Source organism: Cryobacterium sp. LW097 (assembly GCF_002205495.2).
GTDB classification, from domain to species: Bacteria; Actinomycetota; Actinomycetes; order Actinomycetales; family Microbacteriaceae; genus Cryobacterium; species Cryobacterium zongtaii.
Map to the genome: position 1 here is coordinate 1,095,981 of NZ_CP021992.1, position 21,775 is coordinate 1,117,755.

General features: G+C 68.8%; 22 protein-coding genes. 10 read left to right on the forward strand and 12 right to left on the reverse strand.

Annotated features, from left to right (window positions below; translation table 11 throughout):
- Positions 1–7: 7 nt before the first annotated feature.
- Together B7495_RS05105 and B7495_RS05110 are read left to right on the forward strand one after the other, a co-directional pair.
- Positions 8–382, forward strand: coding sequence for a hypothetical protein (locus tag B7495_RS05105; RefSeq protein WP_088455623.1), 375 nt, complete (start codon positions 8–10; stop codon positions 380–382).
- Positions 383–657: 275 nt separating this feature from the next.
- The gene (locus tag B7495_RS05110; protein ID WP_198414983.1) at positions 658–1,953 is read left to right on the forward strand and encodes a citrate synthase; all 1,296 of its coding nucleotides are present in this window, start codon (positions 658–660) and stop codon (positions 1,951–1,953) included.
- Between the two features lie 60 nt (positions 1,954–2,013).
- Here the strand turns inward: B7495_RS05110 and dapD are convergent, their stop codons facing one another.
- Entirely contained in the window at positions 2,014–2,997 is a 984-nt protein-coding gene (gene dapD / locus B7495_RS05115) for a 2,3,4,5-tetrahydropyridine-2,6-dicarboxylate N-succinyltransferase (RefSeq protein ID WP_088455624.1), read from the reverse strand.
- A gap of 31 nt (positions 2,998–3,028) precedes the next feature.
- On the opposite strand from dapD, the gene dapE reads away from it, so the two are divergent.
- From dapE to B7495_RS05130, 3 genes are all read left to right on the forward strand, one after another.
- Positions 3,029–4,141 carry a succinyl-diaminopimelate desuccinylase gene (gene dapE / locus B7495_RS05120; RefSeq protein WP_088455625.1) on the forward strand — a complete coding sequence of 371 codons (1,113 nt, stop codon included), beginning with the start codon at positions 3,029–3,031 and terminating at the stop codon, positions 4,139–4,141.
- Between the two features lie 3 nt (positions 4,142–4,144).
- Complete coding sequence (locus B7495_RS05125; RefSeq protein ID WP_240632410.1) at positions 4,145–5,386, forward strand: hypothetical protein; 1,242 nt, start codon at positions 4,145–4,147, stop codon at positions 5,384–5,386.
- A 62-nt stretch (positions 5,387–5,448) separates the two neighbouring features.
- Entirely contained in the window at positions 5,449–5,625 is a 177-nt protein-coding gene (locus B7495_RS05130) for a DUF3117 domain-containing protein (protein WP_088457918.1), read from the forward strand.
- A 76-nt stretch (positions 5,626–5,701) separates the two neighbouring features.
- Here the strand turns inward: B7495_RS05130 and B7495_RS05135 are convergent, their stop codons facing one another.
- A complete protein-coding gene (locus tag B7495_RS05135; protein ID WP_088455626.1) occupies positions 5,702–6,334 on the reverse strand; it encodes an O-methyltransferase in 633 nt (210 codons plus the stop codon).
- Between the two features lie 88 nt (positions 6,335–6,422).
- Here B7495_RS05135 and B7495_RS05140 point away from each other — a divergent pair, with 88 nt between their 5' ends.
- Both B7495_RS05140 and B7495_RS18750 read left to right on the forward strand, forming a co-directional pair.
- Complete coding sequence (locus B7495_RS05140; RefSeq protein WP_088455627.1) at positions 6,423–6,806, forward strand: twin-arginine translocase TatA/TatE family subunit; 384 nt, start codon at positions 6,423–6,425, stop codon at positions 6,804–6,806.
- 204 nt (positions 6,807–7,010) lie between these two features.
- Positions 7,011–7,664 carry a hypothetical protein gene (locus B7495_RS18750; protein WP_134409529.1) on the forward strand — a complete coding sequence of 218 codons (654 nt, stop codon included), beginning with the start codon at positions 7,011–7,013 and terminating at the stop codon, positions 7,662–7,664.
- Positions 7,665–7,759: 95 nt separating this feature from the next.
- Here B7495_RS18750 and B7495_RS05155 read toward each other — a convergent pair whose 3' ends face one another.
- Genes B7495_RS05155 through B7495_RS05170 form a run of 4 tightly spaced genes read right to left on the reverse strand, consistent with a single transcriptional unit; the run spans position 7,760 to position 12,490 of the window.
- On the reverse strand, positions 7,760–9,325 hold the full coding sequence (locus B7495_RS05155) for a succinic semialdehyde dehydrogenase (protein ID WP_240632411.1): 1,566 nt from the start codon (positions 9,323–9,325) through the stop codon (positions 7,760–7,762).
- A gap of 43 nt (positions 9,326–9,368) precedes the next feature.
- Positions 9,369–10,538, reverse strand: a complete 1,170-nt coding sequence (locus B7495_RS05160) for a P-loop NTPase (RefSeq protein ID WP_240632412.1) — start codon at positions 10,536–10,538, stop codon at positions 9,369–9,371.
- Positions 10,531–11,172: a DUF1003 domain-containing protein gene (locus B7495_RS05165; RefSeq protein ID WP_088455631.1), complete on the reverse strand. Its 642-nt coding sequence runs from the start codon at positions 11,170–11,172 to the stop codon at positions 10,531–10,533. Before B7495_RS05165 ends, B7495_RS05160 begins: the two co-directional genes overlap by 8 nt.
- Complete coding sequence (locus B7495_RS05170; protein ID WP_088455632.1) at positions 11,159–12,490, reverse strand: magnesium transporter MgtE N-terminal domain-containing protein; 1,332 nt, start codon at positions 12,488–12,490, stop codon at positions 11,159–11,161. The genes B7495_RS05165 and B7495_RS05170 overlap by 14 nt, the downstream gene beginning before the upstream one ends.
- Positions 12,491–12,670: 180 nt before the next feature.
- Here B7495_RS05170 and B7495_RS05175 point away from each other — a divergent pair, with 180 nt between their 5' ends.
- The gene (locus tag B7495_RS05175; RefSeq protein ID WP_240632413.1) at positions 12,671–13,372 is read left to right on the forward strand and encodes a general stress protein; all 702 of its coding nucleotides are present in this window, start codon (positions 12,671–12,673) and stop codon (positions 13,370–13,372) included.
- Between the two features lie 63 nt (positions 13,373–13,435).
- On the opposite strand, the gene B7495_RS05180 is transcribed toward B7495_RS05175, so the two are convergent.
- From B7495_RS05180 to B7495_RS05190, 3 genes are all read right to left on the reverse strand, one after another.
- On the reverse strand, positions 13,436–14,608 hold the full coding sequence (locus tag B7495_RS05180; RefSeq protein ID WP_088454824.1) for an IS30 family transposase: 1,173 nt from the start codon (positions 14,606–14,608) through the stop codon (positions 13,436–13,438).
- Between the two features lie 101 nt (positions 14,609–14,709).
- A complete protein-coding gene (locus B7495_RS05185; RefSeq protein WP_088455633.1) occupies positions 14,710–16,266 on the reverse strand; it encodes an aminopeptidase P family protein in 1,557 nt (518 codons plus the stop codon).
- Between the two features lie 42 nt (positions 16,267–16,308).
- Positions 16,309–17,367 carry an endonuclease/exonuclease/phosphatase family protein gene (locus tag B7495_RS05190; RefSeq protein ID WP_088455634.1) on the reverse strand — a complete coding sequence of 353 codons (1,059 nt, stop codon included), beginning with the start codon at positions 17,365–17,367 and terminating at the stop codon, positions 16,309–16,311.
- Between the two features lie 55 nt (positions 17,368–17,422).
- Between B7495_RS05190 and B7495_RS05195 the strand changes: the two genes are divergently transcribed.
- On the forward strand, positions 17,423–18,295 hold the full coding sequence (locus B7495_RS05195; protein ID WP_088455635.1) for a PHP domain-containing protein: 873 nt from the start codon (positions 17,423–17,425) through the stop codon (positions 18,293–18,295).
- Between the two features lie 466 nt (positions 18,296–18,761).
- On the opposite strand, the gene B7495_RS05200 is transcribed toward B7495_RS05195, so the two are convergent.
- On the reverse strand, positions 18,762–20,252 hold the full coding sequence (locus tag B7495_RS05200) for a DEAD/DEAH box helicase (RefSeq protein WP_088455636.1): 1,491 nt from the start codon (positions 20,250–20,252) through the stop codon (positions 18,762–18,764).
- A gap of 183 nt (positions 20,253–20,435) precedes the next feature.
- Here B7495_RS05200 and B7495_RS05205 point away from each other — a divergent pair, with 183 nt between their 5' ends.
- Positions 20,436–21,137: a ferritin-like fold-containing protein gene (locus B7495_RS05205; RefSeq protein ID WP_240632414.1), complete on the forward strand. Its 702-nt coding sequence runs from the start codon at positions 20,436–20,438 to the stop codon at positions 21,135–21,137.
- Between the two features lie 67 nt (positions 21,138–21,204).
- On the opposite strand, the gene B7495_RS05210 is transcribed toward B7495_RS05205, so the two are convergent.
- Together B7495_RS05210 and B7495_RS05215 are read right to left on the reverse strand one after the other, a co-directional pair.
- Positions 21,205–21,507 carry a hypothetical protein gene (locus B7495_RS05210; RefSeq protein ID WP_088455637.1) on the reverse strand — a complete coding sequence of 101 codons (303 nt, stop codon included), beginning with the start codon at positions 21,505–21,507 and terminating at the stop codon, positions 21,205–21,207.
- A gap of 7 nt (positions 21,508–21,514) precedes the next feature.
- Entirely contained in the window at positions 21,515–21,739 is a 225-nt protein-coding gene (locus B7495_RS05215) for a DUF3107 domain-containing protein (RefSeq protein ID WP_088455638.1), read from the reverse strand.
- Positions 21,740–21,775 lie beyond the last annotated feature (36 nt).

The following is a 21,775-nucleotide window of genomic DNA, read 5'->3' on the forward strand; positions in this document are numbered from 1 at the left end:
TGGGGGCATGGCTGACACCGCGCATCCGGTCGACGACAGCGCTCCTCAGGACAGCTACGGCGTGAGCGTCGGGGCGCTGTACGCGCTCGTGTCCGAGCTGCCGGCCCATCCGCCCGTGACGCGGGGAAAGATCTTCAACGGCGACGGTGTGAAGGTGCAGGAGAAGGTGTTCGCGTTCATCGGCCGCAACGGCGACCTCGTCGCCAAGGTTCCGGAATCCCGGGTGCGCCAGCTGGTCTCCCAGCACACCGGGCGGCCTGTTGTGATGGGACGGCGCACCATGCGCGAATGGGTGCGGTTGCCGGCCGAGGCCGGGGTGGGCGCCTGGATCGAGGTGCTCGACGAGGCCTATCACTTCGGCCTGACCCGCCCGACCCGCTGAGCCACGAGGTCGGGTCGGCGGGCGGCTGCGGGTCGGAAAGCTCGGCGCGCCCGGTCCGAAATCGGCTGTGACCTAGGGCCAATGGACTCTGGTCGATCTTGGCGGATGCAACAGTATGCCCCTCGGCGGAATAGGCTGTAAGCGGGTTATCGTTGCCAAGCACCACGAGCGTGCTGCGGCGGACCACCACAGACCAACAGCCGCAAGGCTTTGAAATCCAGGGAGGCGCCGTGAGCGACGTCGCGCAGCGAACACCATCCAATGAGCCGCAGTTCATCGATCGGCCCGTACCGGGTCCGCAGGTGGCCACTCTGACCTACCCGGGGGGCACGGCGCAGTTCCCGATCCTGGGCAGCACAGACGGCCCGTCCAGCATCGACATCGCGACGCTCACCAAGCAGACCGGCTACACCACGTTCGACTCCGGATTCGTGAACACGGCGGCAACGAAGTCAGCCATCACCTACATCGACGGCGAACACGGGATCCTGCGATACCGCGGCTACCCGATCGAACAGATCGCCCAGAATTCCAGCTTTCTCGAGACCGCGTGGCTCCTGATCTACGGCGAACTGCCCAGCGCAACCGAACTGAGCGCGTTCGACACCCGCATCCGTCGGCACACCCTGCTGCACGAAGACCTGCGCCGTTTCTACGACGCCCTGCCGCACAACGCGCACCCGATGTCGGTGCTCTCGGCCGGCGTCTCCGCGCTGTCGACCTACTACCAGGACTCCCTGGACCCCAAGGATCCCGAACAGGTCGAACTGTCGATGATCCGGCTGCTCGCCAAGCTGCCCGTGATGGCCGCATACGCGCACAAGAAGAGCATCGGCCACGCGTTCCTGTACCCGGACAACTCGCTGAGCTTCGTGGACAACTTCATCAAGCTCAACTTCGGCACCCTCGCCGAGCCGTACGTGGTGAACCCCGTCGTGAGCAAGGCACTCGAACGTCTGCTGATGCTGCACGAAGACCACGAGCAGAACGCGTCCACCTCGGCCGTGCGCCTGGTCGGTTCCACCGAGGCCAACCTGTTCGCGTCGGTCTCCGGCGGCATCAATGCTCTCTCCGGCCCGCTGCACGGCGGCGCCAACGAGGCCGTGCTGACCATGCTCCACGAGATCAAGGCCTCCGGCGAAGGCGTGCAGAAGTACGTCGAGCGGGTCAAGAACAAGGAAGCCGGCGTGCGCCTGATGGGCTTCGGCCACCGGGTCTACAAGAACTACGACCCGCGCGCCAAGCTGGTCAAGGAGAGCGCCGACGCGGTACTCGAGGCCCTCGGCGTCAAGGACGACCTGCTCGACATCGCCAAGGAGCTCGAGTTCATCGCACTGAACGACGACTACTTCAAGGAGCGCAAGCTCTACCCCAACGTCGACTTCTACACCGGCGTGATCTATAAGGCGATGGGCTTCCCGCCGCGCATGTTCACCGTGCTGTTCGCGATCGGCCGGCTGCCCGGCTGGATCGCGCACTGGCGCGAGATGAACCTGGACACGACCACCAAGATCGGCCGCCCGCAGCAGCTGTACACGGGTTCGGTCGCCCGCGACTACCCGCAGCGCTAAGCCGGCGGATGCGAAAAAGCCCCTTCCCATCGGGAAGGGGCTTTTTTCTTGGGCAGGTCGTTAGGCGTGCAGGGCGGCGTTCAGCACGATGCCGGCCGTGCGGGGGAGCACCTCGACCGCGCCGGTGAGGGAGTTGCGGCGGAAGAGCAGGTTCGGCACACCGGAGAGGTCCTTGGCCTTGGCCGTGCGCGGGGCGCCGTCGGCCGTGCGCGCGGCATCCAGCAGCACCACCTTGGTGCCGGCGGTGACGTACAGGCCCGCCTCCACCACGGAGTCATCACCGATCGAGATGCCGATGCCCGAGTTGGCGCCGAGCAGCGCGCGCTCCCCGATGGTGACCCGCTGGGTGCCACCGCCGGAGAGCGTGCCCATGATGGATGCGCCGCCGCCGATGTCGGCGCCGTCACCGACCACGACACCCTGGGACACGCGGCCCTCGACCATCGAGACGCCCAGGGTGCCGGCGTTGAAGTTCACGAAGCCCTCGTGCATGACGGTGGTGCCGGGGGACAGGTAGGCACCCAGGCGCACCCTGGAGGCGTCGGCGATGCGCACCCGCTCCGGGGAGACGTAGTTGAGCAGCGGCGGGAACTTGTCCAGGCCCGTGGCGGCGATGCCGTGGCGCATGAGCGACGGCCGCAGGCGATCGAAGTCGGCGGGCAGCACCGGGCCGGCGTTGGTCCAGACGACGTTGGGCAGGTGGCCGAAGATGCCGTCGAGGTTGAGCGTGTTCGGCTTGACCAGCAGGTGTGAGAGCAGGTGCAGGCGGAGGTAGGCATCCGATGTGCTCGCGGGGGGCGACTGCAGGTCGATCTCGACGGTGACGGCCTCGAGACGCACGTTGCGGCGGGCGTCGGGGCCGGCAGCCTCTTCCAGCTCGGTGGGCACGATCCACCGGTCGCGGTCGGCGGGCAGCGCACCCAGCTTCGGCGCCGGGAACCAGGTGTCCAGCACGGTGCCGTCACCGGCGATCGTGGCCAGGCCATACCCCCAGGCGTGAGTGGCGGCGGCTGTCTGTTCTGCGGGGGGAGGGGCGGTGACCATGGCTCTAGATTAGTAGCCGTAGATTGGTACAGTGCCTTCCGACCGAACGATAGACCCGTCCGTTCCCGCTCTCGACCTGTCTGCCTCGTCGATCGAGCTGACCCGCGCCCTCTGCGATGTGGACTCGGTGTCCGGCAACGAAACGCCGCTCGCCGACGCGATCGAGGCCGCCCTGGCCGGCTCCGCGCACCTGGAAGTGATCCGCGACGGCGACACCATCGTGGCTCGCACCAATCTGGGCCGTGCTCAGCGCGTGGTGATCGCCGGGCACATCGACACCGTGCCGCTGAACGAGAACCTGCCCACCCGGTTCGAGACCGACGGCGACGTCGACTACCTCTGGGGTCGCGGCACCGTGGACATGAAGGCCGGCGTTGCCGTGCAACTCAAACTCGCCGCCGAGCTCGCCGACACCAGCGTCGACGTGACCTGGATGTGGTACGACCACGAGGAGGTCAATGCCGATCTCAACGGGCTCGGCCGGCTGGCCGCCAACCGTCCCGACCTGTTCGAGGGCGACTTCGCGATCCTCGGCGAACCGAGCAACAGCCAGGTCGAGGGCGGCTGCAACGGCAACGTGCGGATCGAGGTGCGCACCTTCGGCAAGCGGGCGCACTCCGCCCGCGCCTGGGTGGGCGAGAACGCCATCCACAAGGCCGCCCCGATCCTGGACATCCTCGCCGGCTACACCCCGCGTGAGGTGGAGGTGGAGGGCCTGGTCTACCGGGAGGGCCTGAACGCCGTGGGGATCAGCGGCGGCATCGCCGGCAACGTCATCCCCGACGAGTGCATGGTGCACGTGAACTACAGGTTCGCGCCCAGCCGCACGGCCGCGGAGGCCGTGGCGCACCTGGAAGACCTCTTCGCCGGCTTCGACATCACCGTGGTCGACCTCGCCGAGGGCGCCCGCCCCGGCCTGGACGCCCCCCTCGCGCTCAAGTTCCTCGAGGCCGTCGGCGCGGAGCCGCGCCCCAAGTACGGCTGGACCGACGTCGCCAGGTTCTCCGCCCTGGGCATCCCGGCCGTCAACTACGGCCCCGGTGACCCGCTCAAGGCGCACGCCGATGACGAGCGGGTGGCGCTGACCCAGATCACCGACTGCGAGGACGCCCTGCGCGCCTGGCTGACCGCGCCCATCGGCTGACCGGTGGCGCACACCCGCTCACCGGCCCTGCCGGTTCGCCGAGGCCCCACCGGTGCTCTACCTGCGCGCTGGCAGGCCCGCTACCGGCTTGTGCCCTGGTGGCTGAAAGTCTCTGTCATCTGGCTGGCCTCCCGGCTGGTGACCACCTCACTGGTGCTGGTGCTGGCCAGCGTGCAGGGGCAGAACGCCTGGACGCTGGCCAAGCCCGGCTACACGGCGTTCGCCACCATGTGGGACGGCCTTTGGTACAACATCGTCGGTGTCGGCGGCTACCCGTCGGTGCTGCCGGTCACCGCGGACGGTCACGTCGGCGAGAACGCCTGGGCGTTCATGCCGGGCTACCCGGCCGTGGTGCGGGTTCTGATGCTGGTCACCGGGGCCCCGTGGGCGCCGGTGGCGGTGTTCGTGTCGGTGGTCTGCAGCCTGGGCACCGCGCTGCTGTTCTACCGGCTGATGCGGCGGGTGCAGACGCCGTCAACGGCGCTGTTCTCGGTGCTGCTGTTCTGCGTCGCCCCGCTCTCGCCGCTGCTGCAGTTCGGCTACGCCGAGTCGATGCACCTGCTGCTGCTCACCCTGGCCCTGCTGCTCCTGCTGGAGCGGCGTTACCTGGTGCTGGTGCCCGTGATCGCCGTGATGGCACTGACCCGGCCTAGCGGGCTGGCCTTCGCCCTGTTCCTGGCCCTGCACGTCGGCTACCGCTGGTACAGCCGCGCCCGCGACCCGTTCCCGGTGCGCGAAGCTGTCACCGCCTCATTCGTGGCCGTTTTCAGTGGGGTGATGGGCCTTGCCTGGCCGGGGATCGCCTGGCTGGTGACGGGGTCCGTCACCGCGTACACCGACACCGAACTGGCCTGGCGGTCGGCGTACATCGGCTACCAGGAGCTGGTGCCGTTTGCGGCCTGGTTCCAGAGCGGGGTGTGGTGGCTGGGGTCGCCTCTGGGCATCATCGCCGTTGTCGCGCTGATCGTCGCCTTCACACTGGTGATGTTCTCGCAGGCGGTGAAGAGCCTGGGTGTGGACCTGCGGCTCTGGGTAGCCTCGTACGCGCTCTACCTGCTCGCGGTGTTCTTTCCGCAGTCGAGTGTGTTCAGGCTGCTGATGCCGATGTTCCCGCTGCTCGGAGCGCTCGCCACGCCGCGAAACGCCGTGTACCGCGTTGTGGTCACACTGGCGTTGATCTGCGCCCAGTGGGGCTGGCTTTTGCTCTGTTGGGGCGTGGACGGTGCGGATTGGACCCCGCCCTAATTACTGTCTGACGGCCGAATGGTCGATAATAGGAGTACAGACTACGAATGGAAGGGGAGTTCATGGCGGCCATGAAGCCACGGACCGGAGACGGACCAATGGAGGCTGTAAAGGAGGGGCGCCTGATCATCGTGCGTGTACCGCTCGAAGGTGGGGGTCGGCTCGTCGTCTCTGTGAACGACGCAGAAGCCAAGGAGCTTCACGATGCGCTCGCGGGCGTAGTTGCCCCGGCCGTGTAGTAATTCTGTAAGACAGGTTTTCAGCTGATCGGCTGTGCGGTTCTCCGCACAGCCGATTGCTGTATCCGGAGCGAGGCTACGCGCGCAGCTTCGTGATCTGGAGCAGGCCGTCGCCGACGGGGGAGAGCGCGCTGATCACGGCCTTGGACGAGGCGATCTCGTTGAGCAGGGTGCGGAAGCCCGTGGCGACGTCGTCGCGCTGCACAGGGTCGGCCACCCGGCCACGCCAGAGCGCGTGCGCCACCAGGACGGTGCCGCCCGGCCGGGCCAGGCGCAGGCCGTGCTCGACGTACTCGATGACCGACTGCGGGTCGGCATCCACGAACACGATGTCGTAGGAGTTCTCGTTCATGCGCGGCAGGACCTCGGCGGCGCGTCCGGTGATGAGGCGTACCCGGTTGGTGGGGATGCCGGCCTCGTGGAAATTAGCCTTGGCGTGCTGCAGGTGATCAACCTCGATGTCGATCGAGGTGAGGGTGGCACCGGGAGCACCGGTGAGCAGCCAGATGCCCGACACGCCGGCACCCGTCCCGACCTCGAGGATGCTGCGGGCTCCGGTGGCCGCGGCGATGACGGCCGACTGCGCGCCCACCGAGGGGGCGATGGCGTCGATGCCGAGCTCGAGGGACTGCTGCCGGGCTCGTGCCAGGGCGTCGCTCTCCACCACCGAGTCGTCGGCGAATTTCCAATTCAGATCTTTGTCAGACATTCCGCAACTCCAGTAGATGATTAGGTCAAGACTACGGCTGTGCGGCCCGTGGTTCGGGGATGCCTCGCCGGGGGGATATTCTGAGGGCATGTTCGGTCTGACGTTCGAGAAACTCCTGCTCATCGGGATCATCGCCGTCTTCCTGCTCGGACCCGAGAAGTTGCCGCACTATGCGGCCCAACTCGGCCGGCTGGTGCGCCAGCTTCGCGACATGGCCAATGGCGCCAAGGACCGGATGAAAGACGAGATGGGTCCGGAATTCGACGACGTCGACTGGAAGAAACTCGACCCCAGGCAGTATGACCCGCGCCGGATCATCCGTGAAGCCCTCATCGAGGACGAGCCCGTGAAGGGCAAGTCCGCCGTGGTCGGCCGCGCCGGGCCGAACCCCGACAGTGCCTACCTGCAGCGGAAGCGTGCCAGGGAAGGCGCCCTGACCGGGCCCGCGCCGTTCGACTCCGAGGCCACCTAGCGCCGCCGAGTTGCCCTGCTGCGGACGAGGTGCCCCGGTGTGCCGGGGCACCTTGTCCGCACGGGAGCAACTCGCGAGTTGCAGTGCGCGGTCGCCCCGGAAGGGGGGAGTCGTGGAGCGCTCTCCGGCGTGGACCAGGCGTAGCCTTGCCAGAGAGAGTGGGGCGGCACCGTGTTGCTGAAGACCCCGGGGGAAGGTCGCATCATGCGCAATACACGTAGCCGTCTCATCATGGTGGGAATCGTCGCGGGGGTCGCCGTGCTGTCGGTGGGTGCGACGGCCTACGCGGCCGGGCAGGATTCGCGGCCCACGACGAACGTGCTGGCAGCAGCATCGGCTCCGACCGCCAGGGCCACGCCATCGGCGACACCGTCGACGGCTCCCGCGCCGGTAGCGACACCGACTGCCGCCGCGGCGGCGACGGGTGCCGGGGCGGACACCCCCGACGAGGTCGTCGTGGCGGACGAGACGACGAACACCGACGGCACCGCCGGCGACGAAGCGACCGGCGGTGACGCATCCGGCAGCGGTGCCGAGGGCGACGGCAACGTCGTCGAGGTGCGCACGCCCAACCCCGATGCCATTCCCGATACCCCCGCTGAGTACGAGTACTTCTACGGATTGATCAGCCAGTGCATGGCAGAGGCCGGTTACGACTGGCACGCCGTCAGGCACACCGTCGACGGTGAATTCGCGGGCGTCGACATGACCAGGCTCGGAGACGTCGAACCCGGACTGCAGGCCGGGTTCACCCTCGCCCTGGACGGCGACACCGGCGGCGGCGACTACTATCACTGGGCGGATGCCGGCTGCTGGGGCTATGCGGTGCACGTCACCGGCAACGACGGCAACAACTAACTGTCCTCTCGCGACCTGCCCCATTGTGGACGAGTTGCCCGGCTGTGCCGGGGCAACTCGTCCGCCGCGGGGCAACTCGCGTCGGCGGCGGGCGGCTAACGCCGCCTCGCCGCCTTCAGGGTGCGCGCCAGGAGGAGCATCGGGCCGACCATGCGGCCGAACTGCTGCCCGTTGACGGGCAGAGTGAGCACGCCAGTGGCCCGGGAGATGGTGACCGGGTTCACGAAGCGCAGCAAGCCTTCCGGTCCGTTGCGACGGCCCAGACCGGAGTCCTTCACCCCGCCCATCGGGGCGTCCACGGCGGAGAACGACCCTCGGTAGCCCTCGTTGACGTTCACGCTGCCGGCCTCCAGCGCCTCGGCGACCCGCAGACCACGCCGGGCCGAGCCGCTGAGCACCGACGCGTTGAGCCCGTAGTCGCTGTCGTTGGCGGCCAGGATGGCCTCCTGCTCCGAGTCGACGACCGACACCGCCACCACCGGGCCGAAAGTCTCGCCGGCGTGGCAGAGCATGCCGGGGGTGACCCCGGTGAGGATGGTCGGTTCGTAGAAATACGGGCCGAGGTCGGGCCGGGCCCGCCCGCCGGCCTGCACGGTGGCGCCGTGGGCGAGAGCGTCGGCGACGTGTTCGGTGACTCGCTCGAGCTGCGCCTGTGAGGTGAGCGACCCCACATCCGTGCTGTAATCCAGCGCCGAACCGAGGATCAGGGCGCGGGTGACCGTGACGAACTCGCGCAGGAACTGATCGGACACCGCGCGCTGCACGTAGATGCGCTCGATCGACACGCACAGCTGACCCATCGAGGAGAAACAGGCGTAGGCGGCCTGCGCGGCGGCGCGGTGCGGGTCGACGTCGTCGAGCACGATCATCGGGTTCTTGCCGCCCAGTTCCAGCGACGCCCCGGTGAGGGTGCTCGCCGCCTGGGCGCCTACCCGCAGCCCGGTGGCGGTCGACCCGGTGAAGCAGACGTAGTCCGCGCCGGCCGTGACGGCCCCGCCGATCTCGGCGCCGTCGCCGGTCACCACGGCCCACAGGTCGGCGGGCACGCCCGCGTCGACGAACGCGCGGCGCAGCAGCAGGATGCTCAGCGCCCCCTGGTTGTCGGCCTTCTGCACGACCCCGCAGCCGGCGGCCAGCGCAGGCACCACGTCCATCGCGGCCAGGCTCAGCGGAAAGTTCCACGGCGTGATGACCCCGGCGACGCCCTTGGGTCGGTGGCGCACCCGGGTGGTGACCAGGACCGGCAGACCGGAGCGGCGCGTTTCCCCGCCCAACACCCGGCGGGCGGCTACGGCGTTGTACCGGGTGACGCCGGCGGCCTGGAAGACCTCCTCGAACGCCTGCCCCCTGGTCTTGCCGGTCTCGGTCTGCAGGGTGTCCAGGAGGCTCTCCCGGCGGGCGAGCAGCAGGTCGTGGGCGCGCAAGAGCACCGCCCGGCGGTGCGCGAAACCCGCGCGGGCCCAACCGATCTGGGCAAGGCGGGCGCGAGCGTACGCATCCGCCACATCTACGGTGCTGCTCACCGGCAGGGAGTGCAGCTCTGTGCCGGTGAACGGGCCGATGACGCCCACGGTCTCACCCGTCGTCGAGCAGATGTCGCGGGACAATTCGACGGTGAACGGGAGTACCGGGGCGGTTGCGGTCAGCATTGGCGCAGTCATGCTGGCCAGTTTAGACAGGCTTACCGACAAGCGGCGGGGGCGCTCAGCGCGGGCTGATGCCCAGGCTCAGCCCGGCCAGGCCGCGGCCCCTGGTGGCCAGCGTGGCGGCGATGGCCTGGATGGCCTCGGCGGCCGGGTCGGCGGGGTCACCGAGTACCACGGGCAGTCCGGCGTCGCCGCCGCTACGGAGGGCCACGCTGAGCGGCACCTGGCCGAGCAGCGGCACCGGGCTGTCCTGGCCCGCCGAGAGCCGGGCGGCCACGTCGGCGCCGCCGCCGGCGCCGAAGATTTCCAGCAGGGTGCCGTCCGGCTGCATCAGCCCCGACATATTCTCGATCACTCCGTAGACCTTCTGGCCGGTCTGCCTGGCGACGGCGCCGCTTCGTTCGGAGATGTCGGACGCGGCCGCTTGCGGTGTGGTGACCACGATGACCTCGGCGTGCGGAAGCAGCTGGCCCACCGAGATGGCGATGTCGCCGGTGCCCGGCGGCAGGTCGAGCAACAGGATGTCGAGATCGCCGAAGTACACCTCGGTGAGGAACTGGGTGATGGTGCGGTGCAGCATCGGTCCGCGCCAGGCGACGGCCACCGAGGTGTCGTCGACGAACATGCCGATCGAGATGACCTTCACGTCGAAGCCGATCGGCGGCAGGATCATGTCACCGACCTGGGTGGGCTTGACCATGCCGGGCTGACCGCCGGGGGTCGCCGGCGGGGTGACCAAGCCGAGCAGCCCGGGGATAGAGAAGCCGTACACATCGGCGTCGACGATACCCACCCGCAGGCCCCGCGCGGCGAGGGCCACCGCGAGGTTGGCGGTGACGGTGGACTTGCCCACGCCGCCCTTGCCGCTGGTGATGGCGTAGATCTGGGTGAGCGAGTCGGGGGAGAACTGCAGGCTGCGCGCGCCCTGACCGCCGCGCAGCTTCTCGGTCATGGCCCGGCGCTGCTCCGGCGTCATCACCGAGACCAGCACCCGGGCCAGGCCAGCGCCGACGACCGACTCGGTGGCTTCGCGCACATCCGTTTCGATCCGGGTCGCCGCGGGGCAGCCGGCGATGGTGAGGCGGATGCTCACCGTCGCGCCGCCGTCGGCGTCGATCGTGACGTCGGAGACCATGTCGAGTTCGGTGATGGGTTTGCGGATCTCCGGGTCGATGACGCGGGTCAGAGCGGCACGCACCCTGTCGTCGGCCGAGTGGTGGTCAGTCAAACGGGTGCGCCTCGTGCGGGGCGGAGCGCTCGATGGTGCCGCGGCTGTCGCGGGGACTGGCCTCACGTTCCCGGCTTTCCAGCTCCCGGCTGTCCCGGTCCCTGGCGGCCTCGCGTTCGCGGCGTTCCTGTTCGTCGCGCTGGTCGAGGTTGTCGAGCAGGGCGCGCAGTTCGGCGCGCAGGAAGTCCTTCGAGGCGAGGTCCTTCATGCCCAAGCGCAGCGCCACGACCTCACGGGCGAGGTACTCGGTGTCGGCGAGGTTGCGTTCGGCGCGCTGACGGTCCTGTTCGAACTGCACCCGGTCACGGTCATCCTGCCGGTTCTGTGCGAGCAGGATCAGCGGTGCCGCGTAGGACGCCTGCAGCGACAGCACCAGGGTGAGCGCGATGAAGCCCAGCTCGATGGAGTCGAAACGGAGGCCCTCGGGGGAGAGGGTGTTCCAGCCGACCCAGAAGACCACGAGGGCGCTCAGCCCCAGCAGGAACCAGGGCGTGCCCATGCCGCGGGCGATCGCCTCGGTGAACCGGCCGAACCTGTCGTTGCTGCGCCCGTTGCGCTTACGACCGACGAGGTTGGTGGTGCGCAGGCCCTTGGGGGTGTCGAGGCGCAGTTCGCTCTTGTTAGCGCGTGCCATTGCCGTGCCTCCGTACTCCCGGCAGCGGGATGCTTCCTGTTACCAGCTGGGTTCTGGCCGTGGCACGTTTGCGTACCTCGTCGCCGTCGTCGTGACTTCGCCAGTCGTCCGGCAGCAGGTAGTCGAGCACGTCATCAATCGTCACCACCCCGACGAGTCGGTGGTTTTCGTCGACCACGGGAACGGAGACCAGGTCGTAGCTGGCGAGGATGCGGCTGACTTCGGCCGCCGAGGTGTCCGCGGTGACCGGGTCCAGACCGAGGTCCAGCAGCGTGCCGAGGCGCTCGTGCGGCGGGTAGCGCAGCATCCGCTGGAAGTGCACCATGCCCAGGAACCGGCCGGTGGGCGGTTCGTAGGGCGGCAGGGTGACGCAGATCGCCGCACCGAGCGCCGGCGCGAGGTCGTGCCGGCGGATGAGGGCCAGCCCCTCAGCGACGGTGGCGTCGGCGGAGACGATGATCGGCTCGGTGGTCATCAGGCCACCGGCGGTGTCCGGAGCGTAGGAGAGCAGGAACCTGACGTCGTCGGCTTCTTCGGGCTCCATCAGGTCGAGCAGGTGCTCGCCGCGCTCCTCTGGCAGCTGTGCGATGAGGTCGGCCGCGTCGTCCGGCTGCATGTGGTCGAGCACCTCGGCGGCGCGTGAGTCGCCGAGCCGGGTGAGGATGCCCACCTGCTCGCTTTCGGGCATCTCCTCGAGCACGTCCGCCAGGCGGCCGTCGGGCAGTTCCTCTGCCACCTCGAACATGCGTTGGCGCGGCAGGTCGAGCAGGGTGTTCGCGAGGTCGGCGGGCTTCATGTCCGAGTAGGTGGCGATGAGCTGCTCGGCGGACTGGGCCTCACCGGCCGTGACCTTCTCATAGACCTCGGCCCAGTTGGCGAACGCCGTGGCCCCCTTGGTGAAGGGCGATGAACTGGTCTTGGGGCGGCGCACGAAGAGTTGGCTGATGGCCCAGTCGCCCTGGGCGGACTCCTCGATGGCCACGTCCTCGATGGACGCTTCGCCTGAACCGTCGTTGAACGCGACCCGGCGGCCGAGCATCTCGGCGATCACGCGCACCTCGCCGCCACGCTGCTCGAACCGGCGCACATTGATCAGCCCGGTGGTGATGATCTGGCCGCTGCCGATGCTGGTGACCCTGCCGATGGAGACGAACACCCGGCGCTTGCCGGGAATTTCGACGATCAGGCCGACCACGCGGGGCGGGTCGTCTTTTCGGTAGACCACGAGCACATCGCGAACCTTGCCCACACGGTCGCCCGCGGGGTCGAAGACGTTGCACCCGGCTAGGCGGGCGACGAAGACTCTGGTGTTTGCCACACCTATAACTTAGCTTGTGCGGGCTCCACAACCGCCGTGCCGGATGCGCGGAGCCGCACCTCCGGTACGGTGCGGGCCCGGGCGGGCGGCGCAACCGTTTGGCTGATCATCGAGCCATTCTCCCAACGGATGCACAGCCAGCTCATCGGGGATTCCCGGTGGGCGTGGAAGAATGGCTGCATGAGCAATCAGAGCCCCTTCGGCGGTCGTGCCGCCGCCGCGCTGTACCCCGTTCTGCCCAAGGGCGAGGTCGTGGCGACGTACGAGACCTACAACGAGGCCCAGCTGGCCGTGGACGTCCTCGCCAAGGCCGACTTCCCGGTGAAGCAGCTCTCGATCCTGGGCAACGACCTCAAGACCGTTGAGCGTGTCACCGGCAAGCTCACCTGGGGCCGGGTGGCGCTGGCCGGCGCGGCATCGGGGGCCTGGCTCGGGGTGTTCTTCGGCCTGCTCTTCTTCATCTTCTCCCCTGACGCGGCCGGCCTGCCGTTCGTGTTCGCCGCCGTGCTGATGGGTGCCGGTTTCGGCATGCTCTTCGGCCTGGTCAGCTACGCCGTCAACCGTCGGCGCAAAGACTTCACCTCGACAATGCAGGTGATCGCCGGCAACTACCAGGTGATCGTGAACGTGGAGCTGCTGAACAAGGCCCGCAACCTGCTGGCCGGACACGTGGAGCCCGACGGTGCTGCCGCTCCGCACCCGTCCGACCCGCCGAGGTCCGTGCCCCTGCCGCCGGTGGACGCACCACGTGACCCCGCGGGCGACCAGCCGACAGCGCCGCCCGCCTACGGTCAGCCGGCCCCGCCGGTATCGGCGCCGCCCGCGGCCGGGCCGTCGGACCCGCAGCCGCCGATCGCCGGCCCGGTCGACCCCGCCCGCTAATCGCGCCCGTGCGGACAACTGTTGCCCGTGCGGACAACTGCACCCGGCACACCGGGGGTGGATTCAACTGGTCGATGCAACACCGCTGTTTTCTTGGTCTGAGAGTAGCTGATGCAGGGCTTCTCGCGGGGTGGCTGCGTCGAGCCGTTTTCGTGGTCGGTCGTTGAGCTTGTCGGTGACGAATTCGAGGTATTCGGGGTGGTAGCCGGAGAGGTCGGTGCCCTTGGGGAAGTACTGCCGTAACAGCCCGTTGGTGTTCTCGTTCGAGCCGCGCTGCCAGGGCGAGTGCGGGTCGCAGAAGTAGATGTCGATGCCGGTGGCGATGGTGATGTCTCGGTGCTTGGCCATCTCGATGCCTTGGTCCCAGGTCACTGTTTTGCGCAGTTCTGCGGGCATCTTCTCGATCGCGATGATCATCTGGTCGCGAACCTCGATCGCGCCGTGTTTCTCGGGGAGGTGCAGCAGCATCAAATATCCGGTTGCGCGCTCAACCAGGGTGCCGATCGCTGAGGCGTTTCCGGCGCCGGTGATGAGGTCGCCTTCCCAGTGGCCGGGAACGGCGCGGTCTTCGACCTCCGCGGGCCGGTCGGTGATCATGACCATGTCGCGGATGCGCGATCCGGGTTGTTGCCGACCCTGAGATTTGCGCAACGTCCGCCCGGTCCGCAGCGCCGTAACCAGGTCGCGGCGCAGCTGGCCGCGCCCTTCAACATAGAGGGCCTGATAGATCGTCTCGTGAGACACCCGCATCTCCATGTCGTCGGGGAAGTCTCGCCGCAGCCGCAGACTGATTTGCTCCGGGCTGTGTTCGGCGCTCAACCCAGTTTGCACGTATTCCAGCAACCGGTCGTTATTGGCCAGCTTCCCGCCGCGGGGCCGGCGCGCTCGATACCGGGACTGTTGCTCAGCGAACGACGGACGATACCCGCGCCTCGTCATCCCGCCGCGCAGTTCGCGGCTGATCGTGGACGGCGCCCGCCCAAGCCGGGCCGCGATCGAGCGCATGCTTTCGCCTTGAGAACGGCCAAACCAGATCTCCTCCCGATCGAGGAACGTCAAACGGCTCGACGGGTCAACGCGCGGGGGAACCATCCCGCCAGCCTGACTTACCCAGTTCGCAGCCGTCGACCGATTCACCCCCGCGCCGGCAGCCGCATCCGTGACCGTGCCGCCGACCCTGAGCTCCTCCCAGAACCGACGACGAACCTCACGCGGAAACCCAACACGACCACCCATAACCAACACCTCAATCAATCAGGTGTTGCAACGACCCCCTGAACCCAAGGGGACCAATTGTCCGCTTCGGGAACAGTTAGCTCCCTGAAAGGGACGGGCGGCTAGGCCTGCAGCTCCGCCATCCAGGCTTCGACCGCGGCGGAGTCGCGGGGGATGCCGGCGGAGAGGTTCTCGGCGCCGGTCTCGGTGATCAGGATGTCGTCTTCGATGCGCACGCCGATGCCCCGGTACTCGGCGGGCACGGTGAGGTCGTCGGGCTGGAAGTACAGGCCGGGCTCGATCGTGAAGACCATGCCGGCCTCGATCACGCCGTCCATGTACATGTCGCGGCGGGCCTGCGCGCAGTCGTGCACGTCGAGGCCGAGGTGGTGGCTGGTGCCGTGCACCATGTAGCGGCGGTGCTGGCCGTTCTCCGGCCGCAGCGCCTCCTCGGCGGTGACGGGCAGCATGCCCCAGTCGGCGGTGTGCCGGGCGATCACGGCCATCGCGGCCGCGTGCACCTCCCGGAAGATCGCGCCGGGACGGGCCACGAGGAACGCGGCATCGGCGGCCTCGCGGACGGCGTCGTACACCCGGCGTTGCACATCGGTGAAGGAACCATCGATCGGCAGGGTGCGGGTGATGTCGGCGGTGTAGTAGCTGTCCACCTCGACACCGGCATCCAGCAGCATGACGTCTCCGGACAGAACCGGGCCGTCGTTGCGGGTCCAGTGCAGGATGCAGGCGTGCGGGCCGGAAGCCGCGATGGTGTCGTAGCCGACGGTGTTGCCGTCGGCCCTGGCGCGGGTGTTGAAGACACCCTCGACCAGACGCTCACCACGCTGGTGCGTGCTGGAGCGGGGCAGGTCGCGGATGACGTCCTCAAAACCGCGGGCGGTGGCCGCCACGGCCAGGCGCATCTGGCCGATTTCGTAGGCGTCCTTCACGAGCCGCAGCTCGGACAGGTCGCGGGCGAGACCGGCATCCGCGTCGTGTTCGTGGTTGATCTCGATGCTGAACGGGGCGTCAGAGCCGTTTCCGGTGATCATTTTCTCGGCGGCGTTGCGCAGGCGTGCGTCGTCGACCTGGCCGGTGAGGAACGGGTCGGCCTCGCGCACGAGCAGGGTTTCGCTGTCGACGCGGCGGAGCACGTCGGCGAAGCCGTCGATGCCGCGCACGGTGATGCCGAGGTCGCCGGCGACCTGGGCGATGGAAGGCCGCGGGCCGATCCAGAACTCGCCGATCTCGGAGTTGGCGTAGAACTCATCGGAGTCGCGGCCGGCGCGCTCCCGGAAGTACACGGTGGTCTCATGGCCGGTGGCGGTCGGTTCGAACACGAGCACGGCGCCGGGCTCGGAGTCGCTGCCCCAACCGGTGAGGTGCGCGAACGCTGAGTGCGCGCGGAACGGGTAGTCGGTGTCGTTGGCGCGCTGCTTGAGGCGCCCGGCGGGCACGATCAGGCGGTGTCCGCGGTACTGCTGGGAGATGCGTTCCCGCCGGGCGGCCGCGAAGGGGGCCTGCTCGCGGGCGGGCGGCACGGTTTCGGCGCGGTCTGCCCAGCCGCTGGAGATGTACTCCTTGAACCCCGCGGAGCCCGGGGTGGTCGAGCGGTTCTCGTTCGAGCGGGCGGCAGGAGCGGCCGGGGTGGGTGCGGGTGCGGTGTCGGTGGAGTCAGCCATTCCTCCATTGTCCCACTCGTCGGCTTGGAGCCCGCCGGTTGCCTATCCGGTGGCGGGGGACAGCGTGGCCACGACGGGACGGTGGTCGCTGCCGGCGGTGTCCTCGGTACCGATCACGTGCATCCGCTCGACCTGCCAGTCTGGCGTGGCCAGGACGTGGTCGATGGGGGCCCCGAGCAGGGCGGGCGCCCAGGCCGGCCAGGTGCCCACCCCGCCGGAACCGGTGGCTGCTGCGGCATCCCTGCAGTCGCCGAGAACGGCGCCGTCGGAGGTGGCCTGCCCGGCGAAGTGGTCGATCGTGGCGTTGAAGTCGCCGGCCATGATCACGCCGTCGTCGCCGGAGGACCCGCCGCTGCACTGCTCGGCCAACCAGTCCAGGTCGGATCTCCAGTTGGCCATTTCCCACCGGATCGGGGCGACGGCGTGCACGGCGATGATCGTCGGGCCGGCGCCGTCCACGGGCTCCGCGATGACGGTGGGAAGCACGTTGGTGTTGCCGGGCGGGCCGGAGCCCGCGGCCGAGGTGACCGTGTAGTCGCCGAGGTCCGGGCTGATCAGCAGGGTCGTCGACCGTGCCTTGGAGATGAGGTCGAAGGAGACGGTGTGCACCCACATCGGCCGGCCGGCGGCACGCATGGCCTCGGCGATGAGCACACCGGTTTCCTCGGTCGTCTCGGGGAGGGTGAGCACGTCGGCCTCCTCGGCGAGGGCGAGGTCGGCGATGGCCGCGGCGCCGGGGGCGTCGCCGAGGGTGTTCCAGCTCAGCACCGTGACCGCGGCGTCGGCGGGCTCCGCCGCAAGGGCCGCCGCCGCATCCGAGCCCAGACCGCGGTGCAGCAGGATGCCGGAGTTGACGGCGCCGAAAGTTACCAGAAGCACCATCAACAGAGCCGTGGTGGCGCGCAGCGGCCGAACAAGGAGCAGCAGAATTGCCAGCAGCGACAGCAGGGCGATGGCCACCGCCACGGCGAGGCCGCGGAAGGACACGGCGTGCGCGATGACCCAGGAGTTCTGCAGCCCGGCGATCGCGGGCCAGGCCAGCACGGTGAGGAAGGCCAAGGTTGCGAGCACGACGATGGTGCGAATGAGCGTGGAGAGCATAGATGAGTCACTGTAGGCGACCAAGCTGTATTCCCGCGCCAACTAGCATGGGGGAATGGCAGTCGAACGGCGTTCCACGGGTCCGATCGACCTACATACCCACTCCAGCGTCTCCGACGGCACCGAGACGCCTTCGCAGCTCGTGCGCGCCGCCGCGGCCGCGGGTCTGGGCACCGTGGCGATCACCGACCACGACTCCACGGCGGGTTGGTCGGAGGCCTCGATCGCCGCTCGGACCGCGGGCATCACCCTGATCCCCGGGATGGAGTTCAGCACCCGCGTCGGCCACACCAGCATCCACCTGCTGGCCTACCTGTTCGACCCGTCCGATGCCGGGATCGTCGCCGAGACGGCGCACATCCGTAAGGCCCGGCTCACCCGTGCCGAGCAGATGGTGGCCCGCATCGGCGCCGACTACGAGCTGACCTGGGACGACGTCCTCGCCCAGACCACCACGGGCGGCACCGTGGGCCGTCCGCACATCGCCGACGCCCTGGTCGCCAACGGGCTCGCTCTCACCCGCAGTGAGGCGTTCGCCGGGATCCTGCACTGGGAGGCGGGCTACTTCCAGCCGCACTACGCCCCGGATCCGTTGCGTGCGGTGGCCCTGGTGCGTGCGGCCGGGGGAGTGCCCGTGATCGCCCATCCGGCCACCCGCGGCGTCGCCGACGTGATGGCAGAGAGCCGGCTGGCGGCCCTGGTGGATGCCGGCCTGTTCGGTCTGGAGCTTCGGCACCGCGAGAACAAGCCGGAGGCCACCGCCCGGCTGACCATGCTCGCCGTGAAGTACGGCCTGGCCGTCACCGGCTCCAGCGACTACCACGGTGAGGGCAAGCCCAACCGGCTCGGCGAGAACACCACCACTCCCGAGGTGCTCGAGCGCCTCATCGCCGAGGGCCGCGGCTCGGAGCCGGTCTACCCCGACTGAGCTCGTCTGCTCCTCCGCGCCCGGCGTGCCAAGGCTCGCCTGGGCCGCCCACCGAAGCCGGCGATGTGGTGACTTGCCGGTTCGTGCCCCCTGGGCGCGCCTGAACGGGCCTCAAGTGGCAACTCACCGCCCTGCACCTGGCTGACTTGCCAGTTGGTGCCCCGTCAGCGACGTCCAGGGGGCCTCAACTGGCAAGTCGGCGCAGCATCTCCCCGGCGGACCGTTGGTGAGGGCGGCGCCAGCTTGCGCGTTTTGCGGCAAAGAAGCCCTTCGCGAGCGGGTTGAGGGGTCCTGTGAAGCACGTCGACGCAATGCTCATCGCCGAGATGCCGCAAAGATGCGCTTCCCGGGCGGGCGCGGGCGCTTGTGCCGCAAGTGGGCACCGCGTGCGTTGCCGAGATGAAGCAAACGGCCCCTTGACGGGGTGTCAAGGGGCCGTTTGCGGCAAGTCGGTGTGCAGAGCCCGCTATGCGGTGGGTGCCTGCGGGGAGCGGCGGCGGGTGCGGCTGCGGCGACGTGGCGCACTGTTGCCGTCGTGGTGCTCTGAGCCGCCACCGTCGTGGGTGCCGGCCGCCGGGGTGGCGGCGGGGGCATCCGGGTTGGTGGTCGAGCTCACGCGCACGCGGGTGCGGGGAGCCTGGTCGGCGGAGCGACCCGAACCGGAGCGATCGGCGGAGCGACCGTCAGAGCGACCACCGGAACGGCTGTCGCTGCGGCCGCCACGACCGGAGTCGCGTCCGGCGGGTGCGCCGGCGACGGCCTCCTTGATCGGGGTCGCACGCAGGCGGCCCTTCGACCCGGCGGGGATCTTCAGGTCGGTGTAGAGGTGCGGCGACGAGGAGTAGGTTTCCTGCGGCTCCGGGGTGCCGAAGTCGAGGGCCTTGTTGATCAGGGTCCACTTGGGCATGTCGTCCCAGTCCACGAAGGTGACGGCGATGCCGGTCTTGCCGGCGCGGCCGGTGCGACCCACGCGGTGCAGGTAGGCCTTCTCGTCCTCGGGGATCGTGTGGTTGATCACGTGGGTGACGTCGTCGACGTCGATGCCGCGCGCGGCGACATCCGTGGCGATCAGGATGTCTTTCTTGCCGGCCTTGAACGACGCCATGGCGCGCTCGCGCTGCTCCTGGTTGAGGTCGCCGTGCACGGCGGTGGCGTTGAAGCCACGGTCGCCGAGTTCTTCGACGAGCTTGGCGGCGGCACGCTTGGTGCGGGTGAAGATCACGGTCTTGCCGCGACCTTCTGCCATCAGGATGCGGCCGATGACCTCGTCCTTGTCCATGTTGTGCGCGCGGTACACGAGGTGCTCGATGTTGGCCTGCATGAGGCCCTCGTCGGGGTCGCTCGCGCGGATGTGGATGGGCTTGGTCATGAACCGGCGGGCCAGCGCCACGATCGGGCCCGGCATGGTGGCCGAGAACAGCATCGTGTGGCGGGTGGACGGCGTCTGCGAGAACAGCTTCTCGATGTCGGCGAGGAAGCCGAGGTCGAGCATCTTGTCGGCCTCGTCGAGCACCATCTCGCGCACGTTAGCGAGGCTGAGCAGGCGCTGGCTGGCGAGGTCGAGCAGGCGCCCGGGGGTGCCGACGACGATCTGCGCTCCGGCCTTGAGCTGCTCGATCTGGCCCTCGTAGGCCTTGCCGCCGTAGATGGAGACGATGGTGGTGCCACGGTTGCTCGCGGCGAGTTCGAGGTCTTCACTGACCTGGACGCACAGCTCGCGGGTGGGCACGACGACGAGCGCCTGCACACCGGGCTCGGGGTTGAGGCCGAGACGCTGGATCAGCGGCAGACCGAAGCCAAGGGTCTTGCCGGTGCCGGTCTTGGCCTGGCCGATGATGTCCTGGCCGCTGAGGGCGAGGGGGATCGTCTGGGTCTGGATGGGGAACGGTTCGAGGATGCCCTTGGCGGCGAGAGCCTCGACCATGTCCTGGTCGATATTGAGTTCGGAAAAGGTCACGTTATGGTTGCCTGTCTAGCTCGAAGCGGGATGCGCCCGTCTTTGCCTCAGGCGCAAGTCCACCGATCCTGCGCCGGTGAATGACACCAGACTATAGTGCGGCCCTGGGCAACAGCCCGTGGGCGCACCGCACCAGGCACGTTATTCGCAACGAAGCCGGGGACGTGGACCTATGCTTGGCAAGTGATCTCCTGGTTAGGTGAACGCCCGAAACGGGCAGAGACGCCGCGGCTGTCGGCCCGGGGCGACCGGCGCGCCACCACGAAGGTGGACATCACCGAACTGGTGCCGGACCTGCTCACCTACCTCGGGCAGGCCGCCTATTTCGAACTGGGCATGTTCGAGAGCCTGTCGACGGCGGTCATCACGGCGCCCACCCTCGCCGCCAAGGAGGGCCTGAGCCTGGCCGCCGGGCGTGCGCTGTCGAAGCACCACGGACTCATCGAGGAGATCCGCCGTCGTGATGGTGAACCGGCCAGTGTGATGGGCCCGTTCGTTCCCGCACTGGATAACTTTCGCGCGATCACCGCGGGCGAGGACTGGCAGGAGCTGCTGCTCAGCTGCTACCTGACCGGCGGCCTGCTCGACGACTTCTTCATCAGGCTCTCCGACGCGTTGCCCGGCGATGTCGGCCCGCGCATCGCCCACTTGCTCGGCGAGCACGGCGGTGCCGACGTCCTGGTGCACGAGCTGGCCGCGGCCATCGCCGCGCAGCCGGCGCTCGAATCCCGCCTGGCACTGTGGGGTCGACGCCTGGTCGGCGACACCCTGCTCGTGGCACGATCGGCCATGGCGGTGACGCAGGACTCCCGCATCGAACCGGTCTTCACCGAGCTGATCGCCGCGCACACCCGCCGGATGGACGGCCTCGGCCTCACCGCGTGACATCCGCTCGCGGCCATGCGAAAAAGACCCTCATCGAGATCGATGAGGGTCTTTTCGTCAGCTGACGTTACGCCGGCAGCCCGGTCCTGCTGATCCTGTGCAGCATCGCCAGGTCCGCGGCCTCGCGGCGACGGCCCAGAACCACATCCACCACGACGGCGGCGATCGCAGCGACCACGAAGGATACCCACCAGATCCAGCCGCCGTCCCACGCCCAGCCGAGCCAGGTCAGCACGACCCAGACCAGCGACGCGACACCGGTACCCACCGCCGGCACCAACACGGAACCGTGCGTGAGGCGACGGGGCAGGGCGTACCGAGCCGCCAGCCCGAGCAGCGCGCCGCCGAGGGCGACGAACAGGAGCTCCATCGCAGGTTTAGGCTACGAAGCCGACGCGGCGGGAGGACTCAGAGCCCAGCTCGACGTAGGCGAGGCCGATGGTGGGGACGATGTATACGTGCCCCTTCTTGTCACTGAGCTTGAGGTACCCGGTCTGCCCCGCGAGGGCGGCCGCGACGGTCTCCTCGATCTCGTTGGCGGGCTGGGCCGTCTCGAAGCTGATCTCCCGGGGGGAGTTGAAAATGCCAATGCGAATGTCCACGGATGCGCCTTTCGGTTGCCTACCCGCTCAGATTAC